20 protein-coding genes are annotated in these 23,468 nt (G+C 31.4%); 1 reads left to right on the top strand and 19 read right to left on the bottom strand.

The window, feature by feature from the left end:
• Positions 1-116 precede the first annotated feature (116 nt).
• The 9 genes from NHF47_RS03530 to NHF47_RS03490 all read right to left on the bottom strand — a co-directional run bounded on the left by NHF47_RS03530 (position 117) and on the right by NHF47_RS03490 (position 9,911).
• Positions 117-1,343, bottom strand: coding sequence for a murein hydrolase activator EnvC (locus NHF47_RS03530; RefSeq protein WP_252763639.1), 1,227 nt, complete (start codon positions 1,341-1,343; stop codon positions 117-119).
• 47 nt (positions 1,344-1,390) lie between these two features.
• A complete protein-coding gene (locus NHF47_RS03525) occupies positions 1,391-2,155 on the bottom strand; it encodes a DUF4292 domain-containing protein (RefSeq protein ID WP_252763638.1) in 765 nt (254 codons plus the stop codon).
• 2 nt (positions 2,156-2,157) lie between these two features.
• A complete protein-coding gene (locus NHF47_RS03520) occupies positions 2,158-3,507 on the bottom strand; it encodes a lipopolysaccharide assembly protein LapB (protein ID WP_252763637.1) in 1,350 nt (449 codons plus the stop codon).
• 8 nt (positions 3,508-3,515) lie between these two features.
• Entirely contained in the window at positions 3,516-4,526 is a 1,011-nt protein-coding gene (locus NHF47_RS03515; RefSeq protein ID WP_252763636.1) for a sugar phosphate nucleotidyltransferase, read from the bottom strand.
• An 18-nt stretch (positions 4,527-4,544) separates the two neighbouring features.
• Entirely contained in the window at positions 4,545-4,925 is a 381-nt protein-coding gene (locus tag NHF47_RS03510; protein ID WP_252763635.1) for a DNA/RNA non-specific endonuclease, read from the bottom strand.
• A gap of 27 nt (positions 4,926-4,952) precedes the next feature.
• Positions 4,953-5,387: a dUTP diphosphatase gene (gene dut, locus NHF47_RS03505; RefSeq protein ID WP_252763634.1), complete on the bottom strand. Its 435-nt coding sequence runs from the start codon at positions 5,385-5,387 to the stop codon at positions 4,953-4,955.
• Positions 5,388-5,497: 110 nt separating this feature from the next.
• The gene (locus tag NHF47_RS03500) at positions 5,498-6,949 is read right to left on the bottom strand and encodes an oligosaccharide flippase family protein (protein ID WP_252763633.1); all 1,452 of its coding nucleotides are present in this window, start codon (positions 6,947-6,949) and stop codon (positions 5,498-5,500) included.
• 44 nt (positions 6,950-6,993) lie between these two features.
• Positions 6,994-7,509 (bottom strand): hypothetical protein, encoded by a 516-nt coding sequence (locus NHF47_RS03495; RefSeq protein ID WP_252763632.1) that lies wholly within the window; start codon positions 7,507-7,509, stop codon positions 6,994-6,996.
• A 53-nt stretch (positions 7,510-7,562) separates the two neighbouring features.
• On the bottom strand, positions 7,563-9,911 hold the full coding sequence (locus NHF47_RS03490) for an alpha/beta fold hydrolase (protein WP_252763631.1): 2,349 nt from the start codon (positions 9,909-9,911) through the stop codon (positions 7,563-7,565).
• A 104-nt stretch (positions 9,912-10,015) separates the two neighbouring features.
• Here NHF47_RS03490 and NHF47_RS03485 point away from each other — a divergent pair, with 104 nt between their 5' ends.
• Positions 10,016-12,103: a prolyl oligopeptidase family serine peptidase gene (locus NHF47_RS03485; RefSeq protein WP_252763630.1), complete on the top strand. Its 2,088-nt coding sequence runs from the start codon at positions 10,016-10,018 to the stop codon at positions 12,101-12,103.
• A 48-nt stretch (positions 12,104-12,151) separates the two neighbouring features.
• On the opposite strand, the gene NHF47_RS03480 is transcribed toward NHF47_RS03485, so the two are convergent.
• The 10 genes from NHF47_RS03480 to atpA form a co-directional block, all read right to left on the bottom strand.
• Positions 12,152-13,225 (bottom strand): porin, encoded by a 1,074-nt coding sequence (locus NHF47_RS03480; protein WP_252763629.1) that lies wholly within the window; start codon positions 13,223-13,225, stop codon positions 12,152-12,154.
• Positions 13,226-13,301: 76 nt separating this feature from the next.
• Complete coding sequence (locus tag NHF47_RS03475; protein WP_252763628.1) at positions 13,302-14,708, bottom strand: AAA family ATPase; 1,407 nt, start codon at positions 14,706-14,708, stop codon at positions 13,302-13,304.
• A 9-nt stretch (positions 14,709-14,717) separates the two neighbouring features.
• Entirely contained in the window at positions 14,718-15,449 is a 732-nt protein-coding gene (locus NHF47_RS03470) for a phytanoyl-CoA dioxygenase family protein (RefSeq protein ID WP_252763627.1), read from the bottom strand.
• Between the two features lie 6 nt (positions 15,450-15,455).
• Positions 15,456-16,286 carry an ATP-binding cassette domain-containing protein gene (locus tag NHF47_RS03465; protein ID WP_252763626.1) on the bottom strand — a complete coding sequence of 277 codons (831 nt, stop codon included), beginning with the start codon at positions 16,284-16,286 and terminating at the stop codon, positions 15,456-15,458.
• A gap of 4 nt (positions 16,287-16,290) precedes the next feature.
• Entirely contained in the window at positions 16,291-17,061 is a 771-nt protein-coding gene (locus tag NHF47_RS03460) for an ABC transporter permease (protein WP_159778610.1), read from the bottom strand.
• Between the two features lie 51 nt (positions 17,062-17,112).
• Complete coding sequence (locus tag NHF47_RS03455) at positions 17,113-18,927, bottom strand: OmpA family protein (RefSeq protein ID WP_252763625.1); 1,815 nt, start codon at positions 18,925-18,927, stop codon at positions 17,113-17,115.
• 27 nt (positions 18,928-18,954) lie between these two features.
• Positions 18,955-20,076 (bottom strand): hypothetical protein, encoded by a 1,122-nt coding sequence (locus tag NHF47_RS03450; protein ID WP_252763624.1) that lies wholly within the window; start codon positions 20,074-20,076, stop codon positions 18,955-18,957.
• 5 nt (positions 20,077-20,081) lie between these two features.
• Positions 20,082-20,768, bottom strand: a complete 687-nt coding sequence (locus NHF47_RS03445; protein ID WP_252763623.1) for a hypothetical protein — start codon at positions 20,766-20,768, stop codon at positions 20,082-20,084.
• 159 nt (positions 20,769-20,927) lie between these two features.
• The gene (atpG, locus tag NHF47_RS03440) at positions 20,928-21,785 is read right to left on the bottom strand and encodes an ATP synthase F1 subunit gamma (RefSeq protein WP_252763622.1); all 858 of its coding nucleotides are present in this window, start codon (positions 21,783-21,785) and stop codon (positions 20,928-20,930) included.
• A 74-nt stretch (positions 21,786-21,859) separates the two neighbouring features.
• Positions 21,860-23,434: a F0F1 ATP synthase subunit alpha gene (gene atpA / locus NHF47_RS03435; protein ID WP_252763621.1), complete on the bottom strand. Its 1,575-nt coding sequence runs from the start codon at positions 23,432-23,434 to the stop codon at positions 21,860-21,862.
• Between the last annotated feature and the right edge of the window lie 34 nt (positions 23,435-23,468).

Here is a 23,468-nt window from a genome sequence, read left to right as displayed (position 1 = left end):
GGGTTTAAACTTTTTCTCGAGTAGAAAAAATTACTGCTATTAACCATTACAAACATACGCCCACAATTTGTTAACTTGGATACAGTATTTTTGCCGTTTTTGTTAAAGTTTTTAAATTATTTGTTAGACAACCACTGTTCTGGATTTAACGTATTTGCATTTTGGTATACCATAAATTTCAAAATAGCTTTTCCAGAAGAATCGGTAATAATTTTTCCAAGATTTTGTTTCACTGAAATTTTATCACCTACTGATACACTTACCGTTTCAAGGTTTAGGTATACCGTAATAAAGTCACCATGCCTAACGAATACCGCTTTTTTATCGCCATTAATTTTTTGAACTTGTAGAACTTCTCCATCAAAAACAGCTCTTGCCGAAGTGCCTGGCAAAGCTGCAATTTCAATTCCGCTATTTAAATGGGTTACATTTTTATGAATTGGATCTTGATAATTACCATATTTTAGTTGAACATACCCTTTATCTACAGGCCAAGGTAATTTTCCTTTATTGGATTTAAAATTATCAGAAACAATTTTCCCTTCTGGAGTTAAGTCAAATTTAGAAGAAGAACCTGAAGATTTTACACCCGTTTTCTTTTCATTTTTCTTATTAGCTGCTGCAATGGCATCTGCAATTAATTTCTTAATTTTTCGATCAATTTCTTTTCTCTCTCTTTCTTTTTTATCGATTTCTGCCGTGTATTTCTTTTTGTTTTTTTGGAGTTCTTTCGCTAACTTTTCTTGTTCTTGCTTTTGACTTTCAAGTTCTTTTTTCTCGGCTAAATTTTCAGCTAATGCTTTTTGTTTTTCTTTTTTACTAGCTTCTTGCTTTTTCTTAGTCTCTATTAGTTTTTGCTGTTTTTCAACTATTTCTTCCCCTTGCATTTTCCTAAAACTGGCATACTGTTTCATGTATTGAATGCGTTTGTAAGCTTGTAAAAAATTTTGAGAAGACAAAACAAACATGATTCTGCTTTGGTCATTTCTGCTTTTATAGGATTTTACAATCATTTTAGCATAATCTTCTTTCAGAATCTTGAGTTCGCGATTCAGTTTGTTAATTTCTAATTGCTTCAAATAAATATCATCATCAAGCAATCTCATTTGTCTTGAAGTAGTGCTAATTAATTGTTCACTTAGACGAATTCTAGCGCGTTGCTCTGCAATTTGGTTTAGAACCGATTTCTCTTTTGTATTTTCAACTTTTAATAAAGCTTTAAAAGCGGCAATTTCTTTATTAATTTCTTCCTTTCGTTGTTCTAACTTCTCTTGCTCTGACAATTGCGCAAAGGCTCCGAAAGAGAGAAAGAAAAAAAATAAGACTTGAAGTAAACGGTTCATTTTATTTGTTTTTACAAAGATACTTGGTTTTTAATTTAAAAAGACGATTAATTGACTTCCACTCTTTCATATCCATCAGGTATTTCAAAAGAAAAATTCAATTCTTCATCAAAACTAATGCTTTTATAAAATAAAGAAATGGTAATTTCTTCTTTATGAATGGCCTTGATTTGAATTTCATTGGGTAGAAAAATAGCTTTTTGTTCTTGGTGAGAAGAATACTGAACTTCAACTTTTCTGTCTTCCTTTGGTTGGCTAATATGCTCTTTCTTCAATAAAAAATGAGAAGATTCAAAATAAAACTCTTTTTGCGTTTCATTGTTTCCTTTTTCGACTAATTTGTATAAATTATCTTCAATTGAATTGTCATATTTACCTTCATTCAAATCATCAACTGCATTGCCTAATAATAAGTTTTGCACTTTGGTATAATCCAAATCTGTACCTAACCAATTACTTAAAACACTGAAATCACCTTCAAAATAAGTGTTATTGATTTTTTCATAATAACTCACTTTATCAGGAGTAATTAAAACTTTAGCAAGCGGAAACCCTAACATCTTAACGTTGATCCAAATCATCTTGTCTTTTTGAATTCGAATATCTGCATTTACAGAATGGGATTGTCCTTCATCCTTATATTTTGCATTGGCACGAATAGCAATTGTTTCAAAGTCTTGCTTGTTTTTATAATGTCCTTGAATAATTTTTGAAGTAGTAATTTCTTTTACAGCTATCCCGCTTGTAATTCCTTTTTTACTCTTACAAGAGATCAATAATACGATTAGTACTAATGGAAAAAAATTTCTCATTATTATTTTCTTTTTTCTAATTCTTTAGCCTTTTCTAAATAAATGGATTCTTTCTTTGGGTCACCTAAGTTTTTATAAACATCTGCTAGAAGTTTGTAAAACTCCTTTTCTAAAGCAACATCTTCTACTAAAAACTCTAATCCGTCTTCCAAATATCCTTTCCCTTTTTTGTAATTCCCTACTTTATTATTTGCATAACCTGCATAATAGTACAAGATAGCCTGAGAAGGAAATAAATCAATATAATCTTCAGTAAGTCTAACTATAGCTTCATAATTTTGGGTTTTATCATAACATTGGATAAGCAATAAAACCGTATTAAAGTTTTCTGGTTCTTTTTTTAATCCTTTTTCTAAATAAATACTCGCTTTATCAAAGAGATGTTTGTTGAAATAGAATTTACCAATTTCTAATGGGGAATTCACATTGGTATCAGAAGAAACATAATCAACAGCTTGCATGAGTTCTGGTTCATAGGTATTGGTTTTTACCACAAATAGCAGAAATTCGTTCAGCATACGTTGCTTAATTTTCATATCAACCTTATCGTTCTTTAAAACAGTCAATAAAGTTTTTGACGCTTCAGCACCATTATTTTCTAAAAGATAAAATTTAAACAAGCTAATTTTTGCCCAATCTGAGTTTGGTATGGCGTCTGCTAATTTTTTAGCGACCTCAAAAGCTTTCTCTTCTTCATTACTCTCTGAATACAATAGTATTAAATCAATGTAATTCTGTTCTTCTTTGGGATTAGTCTTAATGGCTTTCTCCAATTCGTTTTTTTCAGGTTTGGCGAAAGCGTTCGATTCTTGAATTTTAAGCTTATAGAATTCCATGGTTTTACTTAAAACCATTTCTTTTTCCATTTGCTTTAGCAAATCCAATGCTTTATCTCTTTGATTGGTATACATATACAAAGAAATTAAATCTTCTTTGAGATTAGGATCAAACTCAATTAGTTTTTGAACAACAGGAATTGCTTTTTGATATTCTTTTGTTTGATAGTAGACATCGTATAAACAATTCCAATACCATCTTTCTTTAGGGTTTAAATCCACTGCTTTTTGGAACGCTTGTTCGGCTTGAGGATATTGTTTTAAGTCTAAGTAATTTTTTCCTAATTCATGATAAAAAACAGGATTGGTATTATCGCTTTGAATACATTTTTCTATAGCCACAATCGCTTTATCATAATTTTCAATAGCGCGTTGTTTTACACTTTCATAAAAATTATTTTCTGTTTTATCTTCAGCTAAAACAATATCTTCTGGGTTTTCTTGAGCAAATAATAAGACTTGGCTACAGAAAACCATCCACATTGTATATCTTATTCTTTTTTTTAATTTGCTCATTGTTTACTTTATTCTAAAACGGAATAATCTCCTATACTGATACTTTTAAAATTACCGTCAAAACTTGCATAGTTCCCAATCATGGCATTGTCTAGCTTCGCATTTTGAACATACGAATGCGTTTGAATGAGACTATTTGAAATTTCAGCATTTGTAATTTTACAGCCTTTACCAATAGATACATTTGGACCAATTGTAGCATTTGTTAAAACCACATCCTCACCGATATAACAAGGAGGGATTATGGTTGCATTTTCTAATGTTATATTTTGGGAAACCAAATTTTCGCCATCTTGATGTAAAAAATGCAACATTCTACCATTGGTTTCAACTGTTACTTCTTTATTGCCGCAATCCATCCATTCATCCACTTTTCCTGGTACAAATTTCATGCCTTTTTGCATCATTTGTTTAATTCCATCGTTAATTTGATATTCTCCACCATGAATAATGTTATTATCAAGTACCGATTGGAGTTCGTTTTTGAGAATAGCTATATCTTTAAAGTAATAGATTCCAATAACTGCCAAATCTGAAACAAATTCTTTTGGTTTTTCCACTAACTCAATGATTTCTTCCTTTTCATTTAAATTAACTACTCCAAAAGCTTCAGGTTTTTCTACTTGTTTTACCCAAATAACACTATCCGCCGTAGTGTCCAAATCAAAGTCGGCTCTGATTAATGTATCTGCATAAGCGATAACAGCAGGACCACTTAACGAATCTTTGGCACACATAATCGCATGACCCGTTCCTAAGGCCTCATTTTGATAATATATAGTTCCTTTAGCGCCTAATTTTTGTGCAATTTCGATTAATTCCTTTTCAACTTGAGCACCAAAACTTTCATGAATAATAAAAGCTACTTCTTCAATATCTTGATTTAAAACTCTGGCAATATCTTCTACCAATCGATGCACTATAGGTTTTCCAGCGATTGGAATTAAGGGTTTAGGAACGGTTAAAGTATGTGGGCGTAAACGAGATCCTCGCCCAGCCATAGGAACTATTATTTTCATTATCTTATTTTTTAATGCTTACCAAACTAAAATTTCTTCTGTGAAATTCTCATCCCCAGAAATTTGTATTATGATTTTTTCAGGTACAAAACTTTTTCCTTTATAAATAGGATTGATTTGTATACTTAATTCTTTTCCTTGATTTAAACTTTCAATTATCCTTTCTTCAATTTTTAGTTTCTTTTCAGCTGCTTCTTTAGTTATGTACACAATATTCATGAATTCATCTTTCCCGTTGAATTCCTCAGAAATTAATAAATTTCTTTGTAAAGCAGAGGAAGTTTTAGCTTTTGAAATTACTTTTTCGCGATTATCTAAATCACTAAAATCATAGGGGTCTTTTTGAGCATTCATTGCAACGCTTATTAAGAAAAACAGAAAATAAAAAATTTTCTTCATTTTGTTTCTATTTAAAAAATGGCACTTTTATTTAACACCTGTACTTCCAAAACCTCCTTCGCCTCTAGATGTTTCTGATAACGTTTCAACGATTATCCATTCTGCTCTTTCATGTCTAGCAATGACTAGTTGAGCAATTCTTTCCCCATTTTCAATGGTAAACGCTTCATTTGAAAGATTTACGAGTATAACCCCTATTTCACCTCTATAATCGGCATCTACTGTTCCAGGTGAATTTAAAACCGTAATTCCTTTTTTAGCAGCTAAACCACTTCTTGGACGCACTTGTGCTTCATAACCTATAGGCAATTCGATAAATAAACCCGTTTTAACAATAACTCTATCTAAAGGCTTTAAGACTATGGATTCTGATATATTGGCTCTTAAATCCATTCCAGCCGAAGCAATGGTTTCGTAAGAAGGCAAATCGTGTTGGGAGCGGTTAATAATTTTAATATTCATTTTTGTGCTTTAAGAATAAGTTTTCAAAGTTAAAAAAATATAAGGAGTTCCGAACATTTTTAAGATTTTGTTACACTTGTTTTTTAGAAAACCCCTTTATAAATTTTCAGTTATTTTCTTTTTAAAACTTTTGCAAACAATTGTTTTTCATTTGTATAAACAAAGTAACCATAAAATAATAAGGCTACAATTCCAAAAACATAGGTTTCTCTTAGAATTTCAATATAAAAAGACAAAATACTTAATACGGTAGAAAGTCCTAAATAGCGTCCTATTTTATTTTTATCATAGGGTATTGGATATTTTTTTTGCCCTAAAGTATAGGAAATAAACATCATCGTTCCGTATGCTAAAATAGTTGCAATGGCAGAACCTACAAATCCAATAGAAGGAATTAAAAGTACGTTGAGTAATAAGGTAACTAAAGCACCTACAATGGAAATATAAGCCCCTATTTTTGTTTTATCGATTAATTTATACCAAACGGAAAGATTCGTATAGATCCCTAAAAAGAAATTAGCCATTACAATTAAAGGCACAATATCCATAGCAATCCAATATTCAGATTTTGGCACCAATAGTAGCTTTAAAACATCAGCAAATACAATAACTCCTAAGGAAATAAAGGAACCAAAGATGACGAAGTATTTGGTAATTTCTGCATACGTTTGTGGCGCACTTTCATTTTTAGCATGACTAAAGAAAAAGGGTTCAATACCTAGTGTGTAGGCCGTTCTAAAAAGTACCATAAACATTCCTATTTTATAACAAGCGGAATAAGCCCCAATATCGGATAAAGGAACGTCCATCCATTCCAAAAGGATTTTATCAAAATGTTCGTTAATTGCAAAAGCAATTCCCGCGATTAAAATAGGAAAACCATAACGCATCATTCGTTTCCAAAGTAGGGTGTCAAATTTCCAATGTAACTTAAAATAATCGGGTAACAAAGCTACTAAAGTGAGTAAGCTCGCTATTAAATTTGAAATAAAAATATAACCTATTTGAAAGTTTGGTAGATATATTTTTTCTAATAAAGTACTCCCAAATTGCCATTTTGGCAACAGTACAATAAAGAAAACATTTAAACCTAAATTGATTGCTACGTTAGTAATTTTTATAACTGCGTATTTTATAGGACGACCTTCTGCTCGTAATTTTGAAAAAGGTATGATTACTAAAGCATCTAGGGCTAAAATTAATAGGGTATAAAAAATATAATTGCTTTTTATGCCACTCCAATGAGCAATGTTTTCTCTAAAAAACAAACCCAATAGAAGAAAACCACCTGTTGAAATCAACAATGAAATCGAACTGGTAGAAATTACTTTTTGTTTTTGTTCTTCTGTATTATAGAAACGGAAAAAAGCGGTTTCCATTCCATAAGATAAGATTACATTGAAAAAAATTAAATAGGCAAAAATGACTGAAACTTCTCCATATTCTTCCGCTGGCATATAATCGACATATAGTCTAACCAATAGAAAACTTAACATTCTAGGTAAAACCGTAGCTATACCGTAAATAGCGGTTTGATTTAAAAGCTTTTTATAAAGACTCAATATAAAGTGAATTAATGTCTCACAAAAGTAATTAATTCTTTTGTTTATTCCTTAGTATTTTGAGGTTTCGAAGAAGGATACGCTAATAACTCCTTTTCTTTTACATTTTCCAGATGTTGCGACAACTGTTTCCCATTTGCATTGACAAAAAGAATGGCTTCATTGGGTTTAAGAGAAGAAACAGGGGCTTGATTACCGTACTCTTTTTTTGGGTTTTCATCTAAAACCAATTCATTTAAAGTGGTCTTCATGTGAGCTACATAAGAAGTTTCAGAGACTTTTTCGAAAAATGCTTCATAGGATTCAAACTTCACTTTTTCTAAAGCAACACCTTTCTCTAATGGTTTTTGCAATTCCAAATAAAAATCAATACCACTTCCTCCTCCTTTAACACCTGCAATCCATTTTTGATAATATACTTCTTGTATAGGTAATTTAAATTCTTGTGACGTTCCTTCTTTTTTTTCTGATATTTCATTTTCATTAGCAACACTATCTTTGGTACAATTACAAGAAGCCATAGAAAGACTAAAGAATAAAACAATTATTTTGTAAAACATAGGTATCTATTTTAATTATAATGAGTTGAATGCAAAAAAAGAGCCAAAAACAACTAATCCTTATTTAATAACGTTTCATTAAACAAGTTTAGTATTCTACTATACTCATCTATCCAAGAATAGGTTTCTTGAAAACCATGTTCTTCCACTGGAAAAATGGCTAAATCCCAATTCTTCTTTTTTAGTTCTATAAATCGTTGCGACAAACGCACTACATCTTGAAATTGTACATTATCATCAACCATACCATGCAACATTAGTAATCGATCTTGTAAGTTTTCAGCAAAATAAATCGGAGAGCTTCTTCTATAAGCGATACTATCGGTTTCTGGAAAATTCAAAATGTTTGCGGTATAACCTTGATTATAATGCGCCCAGTCGGTAACCGAACGCAAAGCAGCACCAGCTTTAAATGTATTCGGCTGGGTTAATAAAGCCATTAGCGTAATAAAACCACCATAAGATCCACCGTAAATACCCACTTTATTGGCGTCTATTCCTAAAGTATTGACCAAATACTCTTTCCCATCTAATTGATCGGATAGATCTAAACCACCCATATGCCTGTAAATTCCAGTTCGTACAGCTTTACCATAGCCATCACTTCCTCTATAATCGATATCTAAAACGGTATATCCTAAATCGGATAATAAATTATGAAACATATATTCTCTGTGATACGAACTCCAGTAATTGTGTGCATTTTGCAAATAACCAGCTCCATGAACAAAAATTACAGCTGCTTTATTATTATTTCCTTCTTGGGGTTGGTACAATCGTGCATTTACTGAAGTTCCATCTTTTGCTTTAAAAGTAATCACTTCAGGAGCTTTCCAAGAATAGGCTTCAAAAGCTTTTGTAGTAGAATGCGTAATTTGTTTTAATGTTGTTTTTTCTTTAGTATCAGCCACATACATTTCCCATGGTTTGTTTTTATAAGAATAACGTACGGCAAGTTTTTTTTCATCTGGGGAAAGTACCACTTCATGAGCTCCATCTGCATTTAAAAGAGGGATCATTTTTTTGGAAGTAACTTCTAACTTGTAAAATTCTCTATTTCCTGGGTGATTCGTATTGGTTGTTATATAAAAGTTTTTTCCGTCAAGCGAAAGCGACGCTTCTCTTACTTCCCATTTTCCAGTTGTAAGTTGGCTTTTCTTCTTTGTATTCAAATTGATAGTATACAAGTGAGAGTAGCCTGAAGCTTCTGATTGAAAATAAATCGTTTCTCCATCATTCAAAAATCCTAAAACACCACCTCCAAAAGAATAGTTGGGTATTCCTGGTCCACCTATCCAAGCTTCATCATGCTGATGATCTACTTCTGTAATTTTTCCTGTCGCTAAGTCTAACGTCATAATCCATCTGTCTTTATTGTCTTGACTTCTGGCTTCAAAAACCGCTTTCGTTCCTTTTTTATTATATATAGGTGCAACCATAACGATTGGTTTTTCGGACTCTTCTTTTTCTTTTAATTCTGGATATTCTTGGTAGTATTCAGGGTGTTTTTTAATCCCTGATAAATGGGCAAATGACACATAATAAACCGTATCTTTTTCGATATCAAAAATTCCCATTCTATGTGAACTTAGGTTAGTGACTGAAACTTTTGAACGCGCCGATTCACTTTTTGTGTAGCCGTTTTCCGTAATAAAATGTTCCACATTCGTTTCTTTGGAATTCGTATAATCGGATAATCGAAAGGTGACAAACTTTCCATCAGGAGAAGGTTTTAATTGTTCTAAAGAAGCACTTCCATAAAAGATGGATTTGGGTAAATCAGAAGGATTCTTTTTTGATTTTTCGGCAAACCAATCATTTTTTGCTTTAGTATCTTTTATATATTGAAACAATTCTTCTTGTTGTTTTTCTAAATAAGTAGGTTCTTTTTCTTTTTTGGGACTTTCGGAACCCGTTCTAAAATTGGTTAACTGTTTAAAAGAGAAATCTTTGACATTCAATTGATATACATTTCGATTCATTTGAAAAAAAACAATCGCTGGATCAACCGTTCTTTCGACTGCATAAATGCGTTCGTTTGAAAGATATATAGGTTTGCTTTTTTTTGTCTTTTTATCATAACAATATAAGTTGCCTCTTTTCGTATAAAATACTTCTTCAAATTCTCTTTGAGATTCAATATTTACAGTCGAATAATCAAACGTATTTTCATCCAATACTTTAGGTTCAAGCATTCCCGCTTGCCAATAATACGTACTTCCTGAAATTTCATTTTTGGGATTCCATTCAAAATAAAGCGTATTCCCATCTGCAGACCAACGTTGATTATAGGGTTGATGACCAATAAAATCATCTCCTTTCATGATTTCTTCTAAGGGAAGGGTTTGTGCTTGTACAACTACTGTAGAGAAAATAAAAAGAGAGAAAAAGTACTTTTTCATGCTATTGTTTTTGGTAGAAACAAATATATTAAATTGAAATAAAAATACTTATTTATTGTCAACTTATTCAAAAAGGAATATTTTTGATTTTTAATTTCTTACACATGCAAAAAAAGGCCTGTTTTTTAGTTTGTTATTTCATTCTATTGAATATTTATTGTCAAAAAAATCCAACTACCAAGAAAGTCACTTCTTCTTTTACCATGCATGAAATTACTATTTCTGATGATTATGCTTGGCTAGAAAACACTTCTTCAGATGATGTTTCAAATTGGGTAGCCGAACAAAATGCGTATTCCAGAAAGCATCTTGATGATGTTGTAAAAGCAACCAATTTCTTATTTAAGATAAAAGATTATAGGTCTCTTTCAACCAATTCATTACCCGTTAAAAAAGGACGCTATTTTTATATAAATTTCAGACTAGACAAGAATAAACCTTCTGTTTTACATTATCAAAAGAATTTAAATGAAATGCCTTTAGAATTGGTTAATCCTTATAAAATATATAAAGATGAAAATGTATTATTAAATGGTTATTATCCCTCTAAAAATTCTAAATACTTAGCTTATAAAATTAGCCCAGATGGTAGTGATAGACATGAAATACGATTTGTAGATATTATCTCTCAAAATCCATTAGATGATGTATTAAAAGACATAAAGTTTTCTAATGTTTCTTGGAAAGGAGACCAAGGTATTTTTTATAAAAAAAATTCGAATCAAAATTTTTTTGCTAAAGATTCTACTTACCAATTATATTATCATACGCTAAGAGACATTCAAGAAAAAGACAAATTAATTTTTGATACTACAAAGGAAGAAAGTAATTTTAATTTTTTTGTAAGTGAAAATAAACTATTTATTGAAGAAACAAACAAAGAAGAAACCGCTAAGAATTATTATTATGTTAATCTTGAAGATGAAGAGTTTACCCTTACTAAATTTATTGATAATGCATCTTCTGATTTTACTATTCTAAAGTATAAAAATAATAAAGTCTATTTTACTGATAACAAGTATGATTGGGGCGATATTCGATTTTTTGATTTGAATAATAAGAACGAAAAAGTCTCTGTAATTCCACAGATTTATTCCCATTTACTTATTGATTCTTATTTCTTAGAAAATTATATTGTTTGTAAATATCGAAATTTAGGTAGAAATTATATCACCATTTATAATTATGATGGAAGTTTTGTTAGAAAATTTGAAGCGCCTATGGAAATGGATTTTAGCTTTCGCTTCTATGATAATAAAACTAATGAGCTATACGTAACATTTTATTCGTATACTATTTCCTATTTGAACTATAAACTAAACATTACAACTGGAGATACAAATATATACTATGATGCTTTTATACGACCCAAACCGACACTTTTCCCTTTTGATTATTTTGAAATAAAAACCATTAACTATAGAAGTAGAGATAATAAGGATGTTCCAATCACCATAGTTCATAAAAAAGGAATAGAATTGAATGGTAATAATCCTACTTTATTAGAAGCATATGGAGGTTTTGGTGTTATAAATAATCCTAAATATGATGTGGGATTATTGCATTTTCTTGAAAAAGGAGGTATTTACGCTTTTGCACAAATTAGAGGTGGTGGTGAAAAAGGCAGAAAATGGCATAGAGATGGAAAAGGTGTAAACAAACCTAATACTTTTAATGATTTTATTGATGCTGCAGAGTTTTTAATTAGTGAAAAATATACCTGTCCAAATAAATTAGCCATTTCCGGTGCTTCTCATGGTGGCCTAGTGGTTGGAGCAGCATTAACAATGAGACCCGATTTATTTAAAGTGGTTATCCCTATTGCTGGCAGATTAGACCTGTCAACTTTAGATAAATATACTACTGGAATCCATCATTTTGATGAATACGGTAACCCAAACAATAAAAATGAGTTTGAATTACTTATGTCGTATTCGCCTTATGAGAAAATTAAAGAAGTGGTAAATTACCCTACTTGTTTGATTATCACTTCTGAAAATGATGATCGAGTTCCTCCATTTCAATCATATAAGTTTGCTGCCAAATTACAAAATAGAGAAGCTCAGAAAAATCCGATTTATTTACTGATAAATGACAAAGCTGGACATTATGGTAAAGTTTCGAATTATAAAAATTATGTAGAAAAAGAGGCCGAATTTTATAGTTTTATTTGGGAACATTTGAATGAATAAAAAAGAGCCAAAATAAATTGGCTCTTTTTTATCTTTTATTTTATTCTTTTAAAACTCAAAAGCCAAGGAAGTGGCTACAAAAAAGTTGGTTGTCGTTGTTCCTGTATCTTTGGTAAAAATAGGCTCATCAGAATCAAACCATTTTGCTTCCGTTCTTAGTTTTAATTTAGAATTCGGAATAAAATCTATATTAAAAGAAGCTCCAAATACTTCAAAAGGAGCACCTACTCCTACAATCACGTTCTCTTGATCTTCGAAATATTCTGCTCTAGCAGCCACATTCCATTTTTGAGAAATCGCATATTGTGTTATTAAAGTAATCGTTTTCCAATCTTGGAAATCATCTCCAGCTAGGTTTCTTTGGTAACCCATATCGAAACCAGCAATTGTTTTCCATTTGTCATTCCAAGCATAATCTACATACAAATCGTTGAAATATCTTGTTCTTAAAGCATCTACTGCAACTGGTTCGTCTCCTATAAAAGTACTCCAGTTAATCGTTGTTTTTTCGTTTGGAGTATACACTACTTGTGTTCCAAAAGTAGGCAATGCTTTATTATTTGGTTTTTCAATACGTTGCCAACCATTGGTAGTAATAAAAGCTAAACTCCAAGAATCATTAGGTGTATAACTATATTTTACACCTGTGAAATAAAAAGGAGAACTTTCAGCCATAATCGAACGTGTTAAGGTAAGATTAGAGAAGGTAGATGCGGATTCAAAACCAATATAAGAAGGCATAATACCGGCTTCGACTACCTGTTTTTTATCTGAATCTAAATAGACCCCTAAATAGGCTTCATGGAATAATTTTAAACTTTCAGCGGTATAATTATCGTCTACATACGTACCTGCTTGAATGGCAATATTAGCATAGACGTTTTCATAACTAATCGTTGAACGTAACATTCCAATATTAATATTAAATTCATTATGTCTACTGTGATTGTAAATCCATCCTAAACGAGTAGGTGAGGTGGGTTGATTGAAATCGTAGCCATAAAATGCTTCTAAATATCCAGAAACATCAATTTTCACTTTACTCTCTTCTGGATTTGTTTCTTGAGCAAAAACACCTGTTGTAATAACTAAAAATAGGGCTTTTAAAAAATTCTTATTCATTGTATATAATTAATTTAGATCAAAAATTGGAATGGTTTTTCCAATTCAAGTGGGTTAAAAAATAACCTTTTCTCTTTTATTCTTCTTGTTTTTTATAAAAGACTTGTGCTACGGTTTCCATAGGCTCTGGAATATCTTCTTCTGTAATTATGCGTAATGCTTTTTTAGAAATTCTTTTTAGCATCACAATTCTATTGGCTTGTTTTTGAATTACTTTTTCAAAAACATTTCGAATGACTCTGGCATTACCAAAACTATCGTCTCGTTTTTCAAATAACAGTTCAAAGGTGTCTTTTAGCTTTTCTTTGGCTTCCTCAGTTAGTATAAAATCCGATTTTTTACAATAGATTTCAAAAATGGCAAATAACTCATCTGGTGAAAAATGATCAAAATGAAAATAACGATTAAAACGAGAACGCAATCCAGGATTGGAATCTATGAATACTTGCATGGGTTCGTCATATCCTGCTACAACAACTGCAAAATCATCTCGGAAATCTTCCATTCGTTTCAACAAGGTATTAACGGCTTCCGCACCGTAATCATTCCCTACATTCTGACTTAAAGCATAGGCTTCGTCAATAAATAAAACACCTCCTTTGGCTTCAGTGACTATCGCATCCACTTTGGTAGCTGTTTGACCTACATAACCTGCCACCATACCTTCCCTATCAGTTTCAATCATTTGTCCTTGAGATAAAAAATCCAATTGTTTGAAAATTCTTCCCAGTAAACGAGCTACCGTTGTCTTTCCTGTTCCTGGAGGACCAAGAAAAACAGTATGTAAGGTAATTTCAATGTTTTTTAATCCTTGAGACGTTCTTTTCTGTTGCACTTTTAATAGATTAACCAATTCCGAAACGTCTTTTTTTACATTTTCCAAACCGATTAATTCGTGCAATTCCTCTAAGACTTTTTCTAAGGAATCGTTTTCTATTTCAGTAGCATTGTGAATAGTAAAATCAATTCCTAAAAGGTCATTTGTATTTTTATTTTTTTGGACATCAAACTCACAAACTAAATTTAAAAAGGTGTTAAAAGCTTGTTTCACTTCTTCAAACTTAGGATGTTTATTTTGTTTTAAATAATTCAATAAATAGGTTTTGCTTTTGGCCAAATCAAATAAAATATTGTCTTGTACTATTTTATTAAAATGACTTTTAAAAGCATTGGTTGCCACCAATTTATTTAAGTTTTCAAGTTCATTTTCATTTGCGAAATGTTGGTTTCGAATGGCATCATAATAATAAGCCAATCCAAATTGTGCTTTTTCAGAAAGGTTTTTCACTTTACTAAACACGAAAATAAAATCAGAAATAAAGATTTTTTCTGCTTTTAATAAAAGTTTGTGTTCTCCTTTTTGAAGCAATAATGTATTTAATTCTGAAATAGCTTTAGCATCAGCATTAATTGCATCGCAAATTGCTAAAATAGTTACAGTTGCTTTATTAAGCTCTTGAAGATATTCTTTTGTAAATGTCATTCTTACGATTTAATTGATACTGTGTTGTTCCGACCAAGATAATTCTTTTGGTAAATTACTATTAGAAAATTCAAGATGAATAACTCTTCTTCTTTCGTTATTTGTTGTTTTATTGGAAGCATGAAAAAGCAAAGGTTTCATAATCATAATTCCCCCTTTTTGAACATTGCAACTAATTTCTTCTTGATTTTTGATGTCAAATGTATCTATACGAACTATTCCTTTTTCATGTGATTTTGGAATTATTTTTAAAGCTCCATTTTCTTCATTGGTATCGTCTAAATGAATTCTAATGGTAACAATATTTTTTAAAATTTCCTCATTGGGTTGCACCGAAAATTGATTTTGTTTCACCGTCCAATTCGAAAAACCATCAATCTCTAATTTCTTATTAACAGAAATAGTTAAATCTTGATGATAGGCTACAAACCAATTCGATTCTTCAGGTTTATCAAAATAAATAGATTTTACCACAAAATAATTTTTACCAAAAAAACTCTCTAAAATATTTTTTAAAGTAGCATTAAAAAGTAATTTTTCAACGTAAGGTATTTCTTTTAAAAATTGACGAATAGCAAATAAATCTTTGGTTTTTCGAAAAGTTTCTTTTGAAGAATTACTTTCTCTTTCAATTTCCTTTCTAATAGCTTCTATCTCATTGGAAGAAAAAACAGCATCAATTACAGCATAGCCATTTGTTTGAACTTCTTCAACATATTTTTTTGTACTTCTATCAACCATAAAAAACTACGAAAGCATCATTTGGTTGATAATTTGCTTGGTTAAGTGTAAATGTTCTTCCCCAAATTCTTTCCAAGCCAAGCCTAAATCTCTTAAATCGAATTTAGCGACAATCGAACCGTATTTTTGTTTTTCACCGTTTACCGTTGGGTAACCAATAACATAGATTACTTGAGCCAGTTCTACTGCTAATTCAATATCGTGTGTAGAGAAAATAATCGTATTGTATTCTGAAGTAGAATTTAGTAAATCGAATGATTTTTTTACTTCAATAATATTTCCTACATCGAGTCCTGAAAAAGGTTCGTCCATAACAATAAACTGATCCGAAGAAAAAAGCTGTTCAATAATTGCTGTACGTTGTCTTTGTCCGCCAGATAATTCATTAGGATACTTATCTGCAAAATTATCTAAACCCCATTTGTGCAAATATTCAATTATTTTTTCTTCCTTTTCAGCATCCGTTAAACTCGTTTTACGCAACGCAAATTTTAAGGTTTGATGTACTGTTTTATGTCTAAACAGTGTATATTTTTGGTCCACAAAACCAATATCTCCTTCTTTTATTTCTTTAGCAGCACCTTCTTCACTGCTTTTAAAATCCTTAATTAAAATTTTTCCCGTTTTGGGTTCCACCAAACCTGTCAACGCTTTAAAAAAAGTAGATTTACCTCTTCCGGAACGACCTACAACCGCTATTACTTGAGAGGTACTATTATGTCCTTGACGAACAACATCTTTTTCAACAAGATTAATGTCTTTTATAATAACGGTGTCACCATAAGCAACACTAAGATTTTCCACATATAAAAGCGTTTCTTTATATTCGAAATCCATAAGTTTATATTTTAGAGTATCTAAAAAGTGCTCTTCTTAAAAAGTTAATAAACCAATCTAAGGACAACCCAATTAATAAAATAATAATTTGCAATGCGATGATTCTTCCGTGGTTCATGAACTTATCGGAATTTTTAATTAAAAACCCTAGTCCGCCCGAAGCTACTACTATAGATTCTACCGTTACGAGCATCATCCAAGTAATCGCTAAATTTTGACGAATAACATCAATCACATAATCTAATCTTCCTAAAACAATCACCTGCCAAAGCACTTCAAAACGGTTGCATTTTAAGGTTTTAGCATGATCAAATTCTTCTTGAGGAATATCTTTAACTACCGCAATTAAAGAGGTTGTTAAGAAAGTCGTTAAAAAAATGACCATAATCCAGATTTGCATGTTTCTTGCATCGTGAATGACCATTGCTACATAGAAGGACAAACCTGTAAAAGGTAAAAAACGAAACTTTGTAACAAATTCAGAAATTGGTTTTAATAAAGGAATGGGCCAACTATATGCAAAAAGCAATGCAATAGTTGTGGCTAAAAAAATGGAAAGGAAACACAATTTCAACGAATTGAAAATATGCACCACTAAACCTTCATTATAAAGTTCAGAAAATCCTTTGAAAACTTGTTGTGGGTTTGGAAACAAATGTTTTTCACCAGATGTTCCAACAAACCAAAGTACTAGTAAAAGTACAATCCAAGCTACCAGAATTATCGTTTTCTTTGACTTAGAGATTGTCTGAAAAGGGGTAATTAATTGTATCATGTTATAATAAAAAGAGCTATCAAATACTGATAGCTCTTACTTTTAGTTTATTTATTTCAATAAAGTAATCACTACTCTTCTGTTTTTCGCTTTTCCTTCAGCAGTGCTATTATCTGCTGTAGGCTCATTAGCACCTTTTCCATCAATCATTTGGAAACGATTCAATGGAATACCTTTCTTTCTTAAATAATCTACAACTGCTTCTGCTCTGTCTTTAGATAATTTAATGTTTGAATCTGGATTACCAACATTATCAGTATGCCCAACAATCGTTAATTTCGTATTTTCAGCCTGAATTAATAGGTTGTAAATTTTTTCCAATTCGCTAGAAGAACTTGTTGAAATTTGAGCACTACCTGTATTAAAGTTAATTCTCCATTCCCCTGAAGCCATTACTTCCGTTGCTTGTTCTGTATAATCTGCTTTTTCAGGAGCAGTAGATTGGATATCGTTAATATTTTTAAGGTAAAATAAATTTACAGCATCTTCATAAGCGGATACTTTACCTACGTTTTCATTAAATCCAAATGGATTCAACTCCGTTAAATAAGTCCCAACTTGGTTATAAACCGATTTATATCTGTTAACGCCATCAGATAAACCAAAATATTGCATCGCATCCAAGTAATTGAATACTTTAGAACCACCCATATTATATGTTAATCCGTTTTTAGTTCCTTGTTGGCCTTTGAACATATCATACCAATATTTAGGGCTTTCCATTTGGTACGTATCCGTAACCGCTTCAGAAGCTCTTACTCTCCAATCGTCATAATTTTTCATTTGATTAGAAGCTGTTAAAGCTGATTTTAAAATATTAGAAACAATCTCAGGATTTTGACTTGCCCATTCTTTTAAACCGATTAAAACCGTTGGCATTTGATTGTTAAATTCTTTGGTCGAAACAATATCTACAAAACCAGATAATTTATCAAACACCAATTTATCACCAGGTGTCCAAGTAGCACAACCATCAATCTTTCTATTAACTGATTTTCCAGTTAATTTCCCATTTGAAACCTCTTTTAAAGAAACGGTCCAACCTGTAGTTTGTGATTTAATTAATTCTTCAGCTGATTTGATATAATCATCATTTTCAGAAGGATAAATATTAACCGCTTCCGCATCATAAGTAGCAGGATCAGGATTTACTTTTAAACCATTTGCAAAACAATAGTTAACTGTAGTTACCCAATCTCCATCACCTAAAACGGCTGAAATAACTGCACCTTTCATAGTTTGTGGATCTGTTTTCCAACTTGGAGGACCGATTAATTTGTCTTCACCATAACTCATTCCTACAGCACCCATTACTTGTAAATGGTATTTGTCTTTGCCGTATTTTTCGTCTAATGATTTTTGTACCGAACTGATATAAAAAGGAGCACCGTCACCCATGATCATTACAGCAAATGCACTTTTATCTGATGTTGGAAATTTAGCACCTTGATCAAATTCTTCAATAAATTTCATTTGCATATTGCGTAATTCAGACAACCAATCTTGACGAATGATTTCTAAGTTTACGCCATTTTTTTCCATTAGAGAACCTTTTGTTGTTTTTGGTCCACCATTAGAAACAATAATTCCAGATTGTGCATTCCAAGCGTAACCCGCAATTCTTACTAAAGGTTTATTACTTACTTCGTTTGAAATATCTTTTGTAGGCAATTCAATTTTATCTGCGTTTACCACATTGTTAACTTCCACTTTGTCTAAAGTAATTCCATCTAATTTCTTTGAAACTTCAGTTCTAAGTCCTGGAGATAAAAAATAGATTGCTCCTAATATCCCACCAATACCAAGAATAACAATAAGTAATTCTGATAAAGTCGTTAGTTTATTTGTTCTAAGAATTTTTCCCATTATATATAAAAGATTTAGTTTTAGTTATTAAAATATATCGCCAAAGCCACCAGCATTTTGCTTATCTTCTTTGGACATTTTGTAATTTGGATTCGAATATTTAGTAGAATCAGGAATGGTGTTGTCTCCCGTTTTAATTTTATCTGCTAAAGAATCTAAACGAGAATATAATTCGTCGTTATCAACTGAATATTGAGACGTTAAAGTGTCTATATCTAATAAATTTTCAGATGTTCTCGCAATATCTTGAGCGATAGTTGACGTAACCACTTCTAAAGCATACTCTAATTCCCAATCTTTGGTAAACATCATGGCGTTTTTTGCGCTTTCTGTAGCTGCTTTTGCGTTTTTGGCAAATTCATACTCTTTTCTAAGCATGGTAATTGTAGCATCAAAATCGGCAATCTTAATATCTATAGCTGTTCCAGCTAAAGTTAATTTTCTATCCATTTTACCTAAGACATTCGCTCGCACTCCATATTTTTGAATAAAACTTTTGCTTTGCTCATATTGATTTGAAATACGTTGCGAATTACTTAATTTCTTAGCCAATTCACTTTGCAAGGCTACATATTCATCGGTATCTTTTGCTCCTGCACCGTGTTGTCTAACCATTTCATCCATCGCTGATTTTAACTTTTCAGATTGTCGTTGCAGACTTAACAATTGTTCTTGGTAATCTTTCGCTTCCTTTTCAGATTTTGAAGCTTCCATTTCCATTTCATTTTTAAGTCCTTTTAGTTTTGCTTTGGTATTCTTAAAAACTTCACGGTTTTTAATCATTTTTTGTTTTTGTTCCTCCAACTCGTTGAAAGGATTGCTTTGTATTAAGGCTTTATGAATATTTTTAGCCGCAAAACGCAATGCTTTCATAATGACAGGGAACATAATTACTAAGAAAATCAAGAAAATTGCTGTTGCTGATAATGCAATTACTTGACCTAACATGGTAAATAAAGGTGGAATAATATAGGTCCAGGTTAAATAACCTCCAATTCCTAATAATCCTAAAGCAATTACCCAGAAAAGTCCTTTTTCACCTTTTTTTAATGAATTTGCTTTTAACGCAATTTCTCCTTTAGATTCATCAAAGTGCTTTAAGATAGGTAATTCTAATAAAGTACTTTTTTCTTGTTCGTATTTATTCATTGATTTTATAAGTATTGATTGATTCCGCTTATGACTAAATTAATTGAATCCACAATTTTTTGTTTGGCAAAATTATTGGCTTCTATTTTTAATTGAAGTTCTCTAAGTTCTTGTTCGTTTTTACTATCGATGTTTGCTAATAATGATTTCTTTTCTTGCAATTCTTGTTGCATTTGAAGAATTTTAGTCTCCAAATCAGAGATTGAAACAGTTAATGCTTCTTTTTCTTTTTGAACCAAATTGCTTAAATCTTGTTTTTTTCCATTACCAGTAGCATCATATTTAGTATGTACTTTGTTAATTTCTTCAATATAAAACTTCGATTTTTCTAATAAATATTCTTTCGTTAAATCGGGCTTTATCGATTTTCCCATCATAAAAGCCATCTGATAACTTTGCGGATTTGTTATTCCTACAGCTACCACAGATTTATACATTTCAAAAAAATCGAAATTATCTAAATTTAAGGATTCAAATCCTTTTTCATAAACGTCTAGAATTTCATTCACAAAAGGATTGGCAAAATTATCTTGAGATACTTGCGCTATCTTTTCTTCTGGAAATTTATTCACTTGTGAACCAGAAGTAGTTGTCTGATGAGATGAATTTGATTTTGATGATTCTTCTTTTTTAGTAGTGTTTTCAGATTCGTTTATAAATAAACTTTTCCAATTGAAACCTTCTTTTGACATGGATTACTTGTTATATTGTTCTTAATTATACGCAAAAACTTTGTTAAAGTTACAATTTTAAATAAATTTCATTAAAAAATAATATATTCAAATATAAATAAAAAAAGGCTATTTGAATGATCAAATAGCCTTTTTGAAAAAATGCTGTATAAGTAGAAATTAACTATTTAAAGCTTCAGCACCACCTACAATCTCTAGAATTTCTCCAGTAATAGCAGCTTGACGCGCTTTATTATAAGTTAATTTTAATTGATTTCTTAATGCTGTTGCATTATCAGTAGCTTTATGCATTGCTGTCATCCTAGCTCCGTGTTCAGAAGCAAAAGAGTCTCTAATACCTTTATATAATTGCGTTTTTAAAGATTTTGGAATTAAAGTTAATACAATTTCTTCTTTAGATGGTTCAAAAATATAATCAGAAGATATTTCTTCACCTCCAGAAATTGGTGCTAATGGTAAAAACTGCTCTGTTTTAACAACTTGAGTTGCCGCATTTTTAAAATGATTATATACCAATTCAATTTTATCATACTCACCAGCTACAAATTTATCCATTAAGGTTTGAGCAATTTCAGCTACATTTTCAAAAGTTAATTGATCAAAAATGGCACTTTGATTAGCAACAACTTTATTGGTTTTCTTTAAAACATCATTACCCTTTTTACCAACTGCAAAAACATCAACTGTTTTTCCTTTATAAAATTCAGTGCGACTTTTCACTTCTTTAATAACATTCGAGTTAAATGCACCACATAAACCTCTGTTTGAAGTTATAGCAACGATAAGCACTTTATTTACCTCTCTTTGTTCAGCAAAAGCTCCTCCAGTGTTTCCATCTAAAGTAGCACTTAAGTTTTGTAATAATTCCGTTAATTTTTCTGCATAAGGACGCATCGCTGTAATAGCATCTTGTGCTTTTTTAAGCTTAGCAGCAGAAACCATTTTCATCGCAGACGTAATTTGCATCGTAGATGAAACGGAACTAATTCTATTTCTAATTTCCTTTAAGTTTGCCATTTTTTTAATTTGTCAATTTGACAATTATCAATGTGTCAATTGATTAATCGACACATTGACTAATTGAAAATTAATTAATATTTTGCAGAAATTTCTTTTGCTACTTTAGCTAAAACATCGGTAATATTATCATCAAATTTACCTGCTTTTAACGCATCTAAAGTGTCTCTATGTTTCGCATTTAAATACGCTAAGAAATCTTTTTCAAATTCTTTTACTTTTTCAACTGGAACATCCTTTAATAAGTTTTTAGAACCAGCATAAATAATTGCAACTTGATCTTCTACCGTAAATGGATCATTTACTGCTTGTTTTAAGATTTCCACGTTACGTTTCCCTTTTTCAATTACGTTTAAAGTAACTGCATCTAAATCAGAACCAAATTTCGCGAAAGCTTCTAACTCACGGTATTGAGCTTGGTCTAATTTTAAGGTACCTGCAACTTTTTTCATTGATTTAATTTGCGCATTACCTCCTACACGAGATACCGAAATACCAACGTTAATTGCTGGACGAACCCCAGAGTTGAATAAATCACCATCTAAGAAAATCTGTCCATCCGTAATAGAGATAACGTTTGTTGGGATATATGCAGAAACGTCACCCGCTTGTGTTTCAATGATTGGTAAAGCTGTTAATGAACCACCACCTTTAACGATTGGTTTTAACGAATCTGGTAAATCGTTCATGTTTTTTGCAATATCATCATCTGCAATCACTTTAGCAGCACGTTCTAATAATCTTGAGTGTAAGTAGAATACGTCTCCAGGATAAGCTTCACGTCCTGGTGGTCTTCTTAATAATAAAGACACCTCACGGTAAGCAACCGCTTGTTTTGATAAATCATCATAAATGATTAATGCAGGACGACCTGTATCTCGGAAATATTCTCCAATTGACGCACCAGCAAATGGAGCATAAACTTGCATAGCAGCAGGGTCAGAAGCATTTGCCGCAACAATTACGGTATACGCCATAGCTCCTTTTTCCTCTAATGTTTTTGCAATTGCAGCAACTGTAGAAGCTTTTTGACCTACAGCGACATATATACAATATACTGGTTTCCCAGCATCGTAAAATTCTTTTTGATTTAAGATGGTGTCAATACAAACTGTTGTTTTACCAGTTTGACGGTCACCAATAACTAATTCACGTTGTCCTCTACCTACAGGAATCATAGCATCAATTGCTTTAATACCTGTTTGTAATGGTTCTGTTACGGGTTGACGGAAGATAACTCCAGGCGCTTTTCTTTCTAATGGCATTTCATATAACTCACCACCAATTGCACCTTTACCATCGATTGGGTTACCTAAAGTATCTACAACACGACCTACGATTTCTTCACCTACTTTAAGAGATGCAATACGTTGTGTTCTTTTTACATTTGAACCTTCTCTTACACCAGTAGATGGTCCTAATAATACCACACCAACATTGTCTTCTTCTAAGTTCAATACAATTCCTTCCAATCCATTATCGAATTGAACTAACTCACCGTATTGAGCATTAGATAATCCATACACACGTGCAATACCGTCACCTACTTGAAGTACTGTTCCAACTTCTTCTAATGAAGTACCAGATTGAAAACCTGATAATTGCTTTTTTAATATTGCTGATATCTCAGCAGGTTTAATTTCAGCCATTTTAATTTATAATTTTAACACTTAAAGAAGTGCG

This window comes from Flavobacterium sp. NRK F7, from assembly GCF_024054195.1.
In the GTDB taxonomy this organism is placed as follows: domain Bacteria; phylum Bacteroidota; class Bacteroidia; order Flavobacteriales; family Flavobacteriaceae; genus Flavobacterium.
This window is presented reverse-complemented; position numbering and strand designations above follow the sequence as displayed.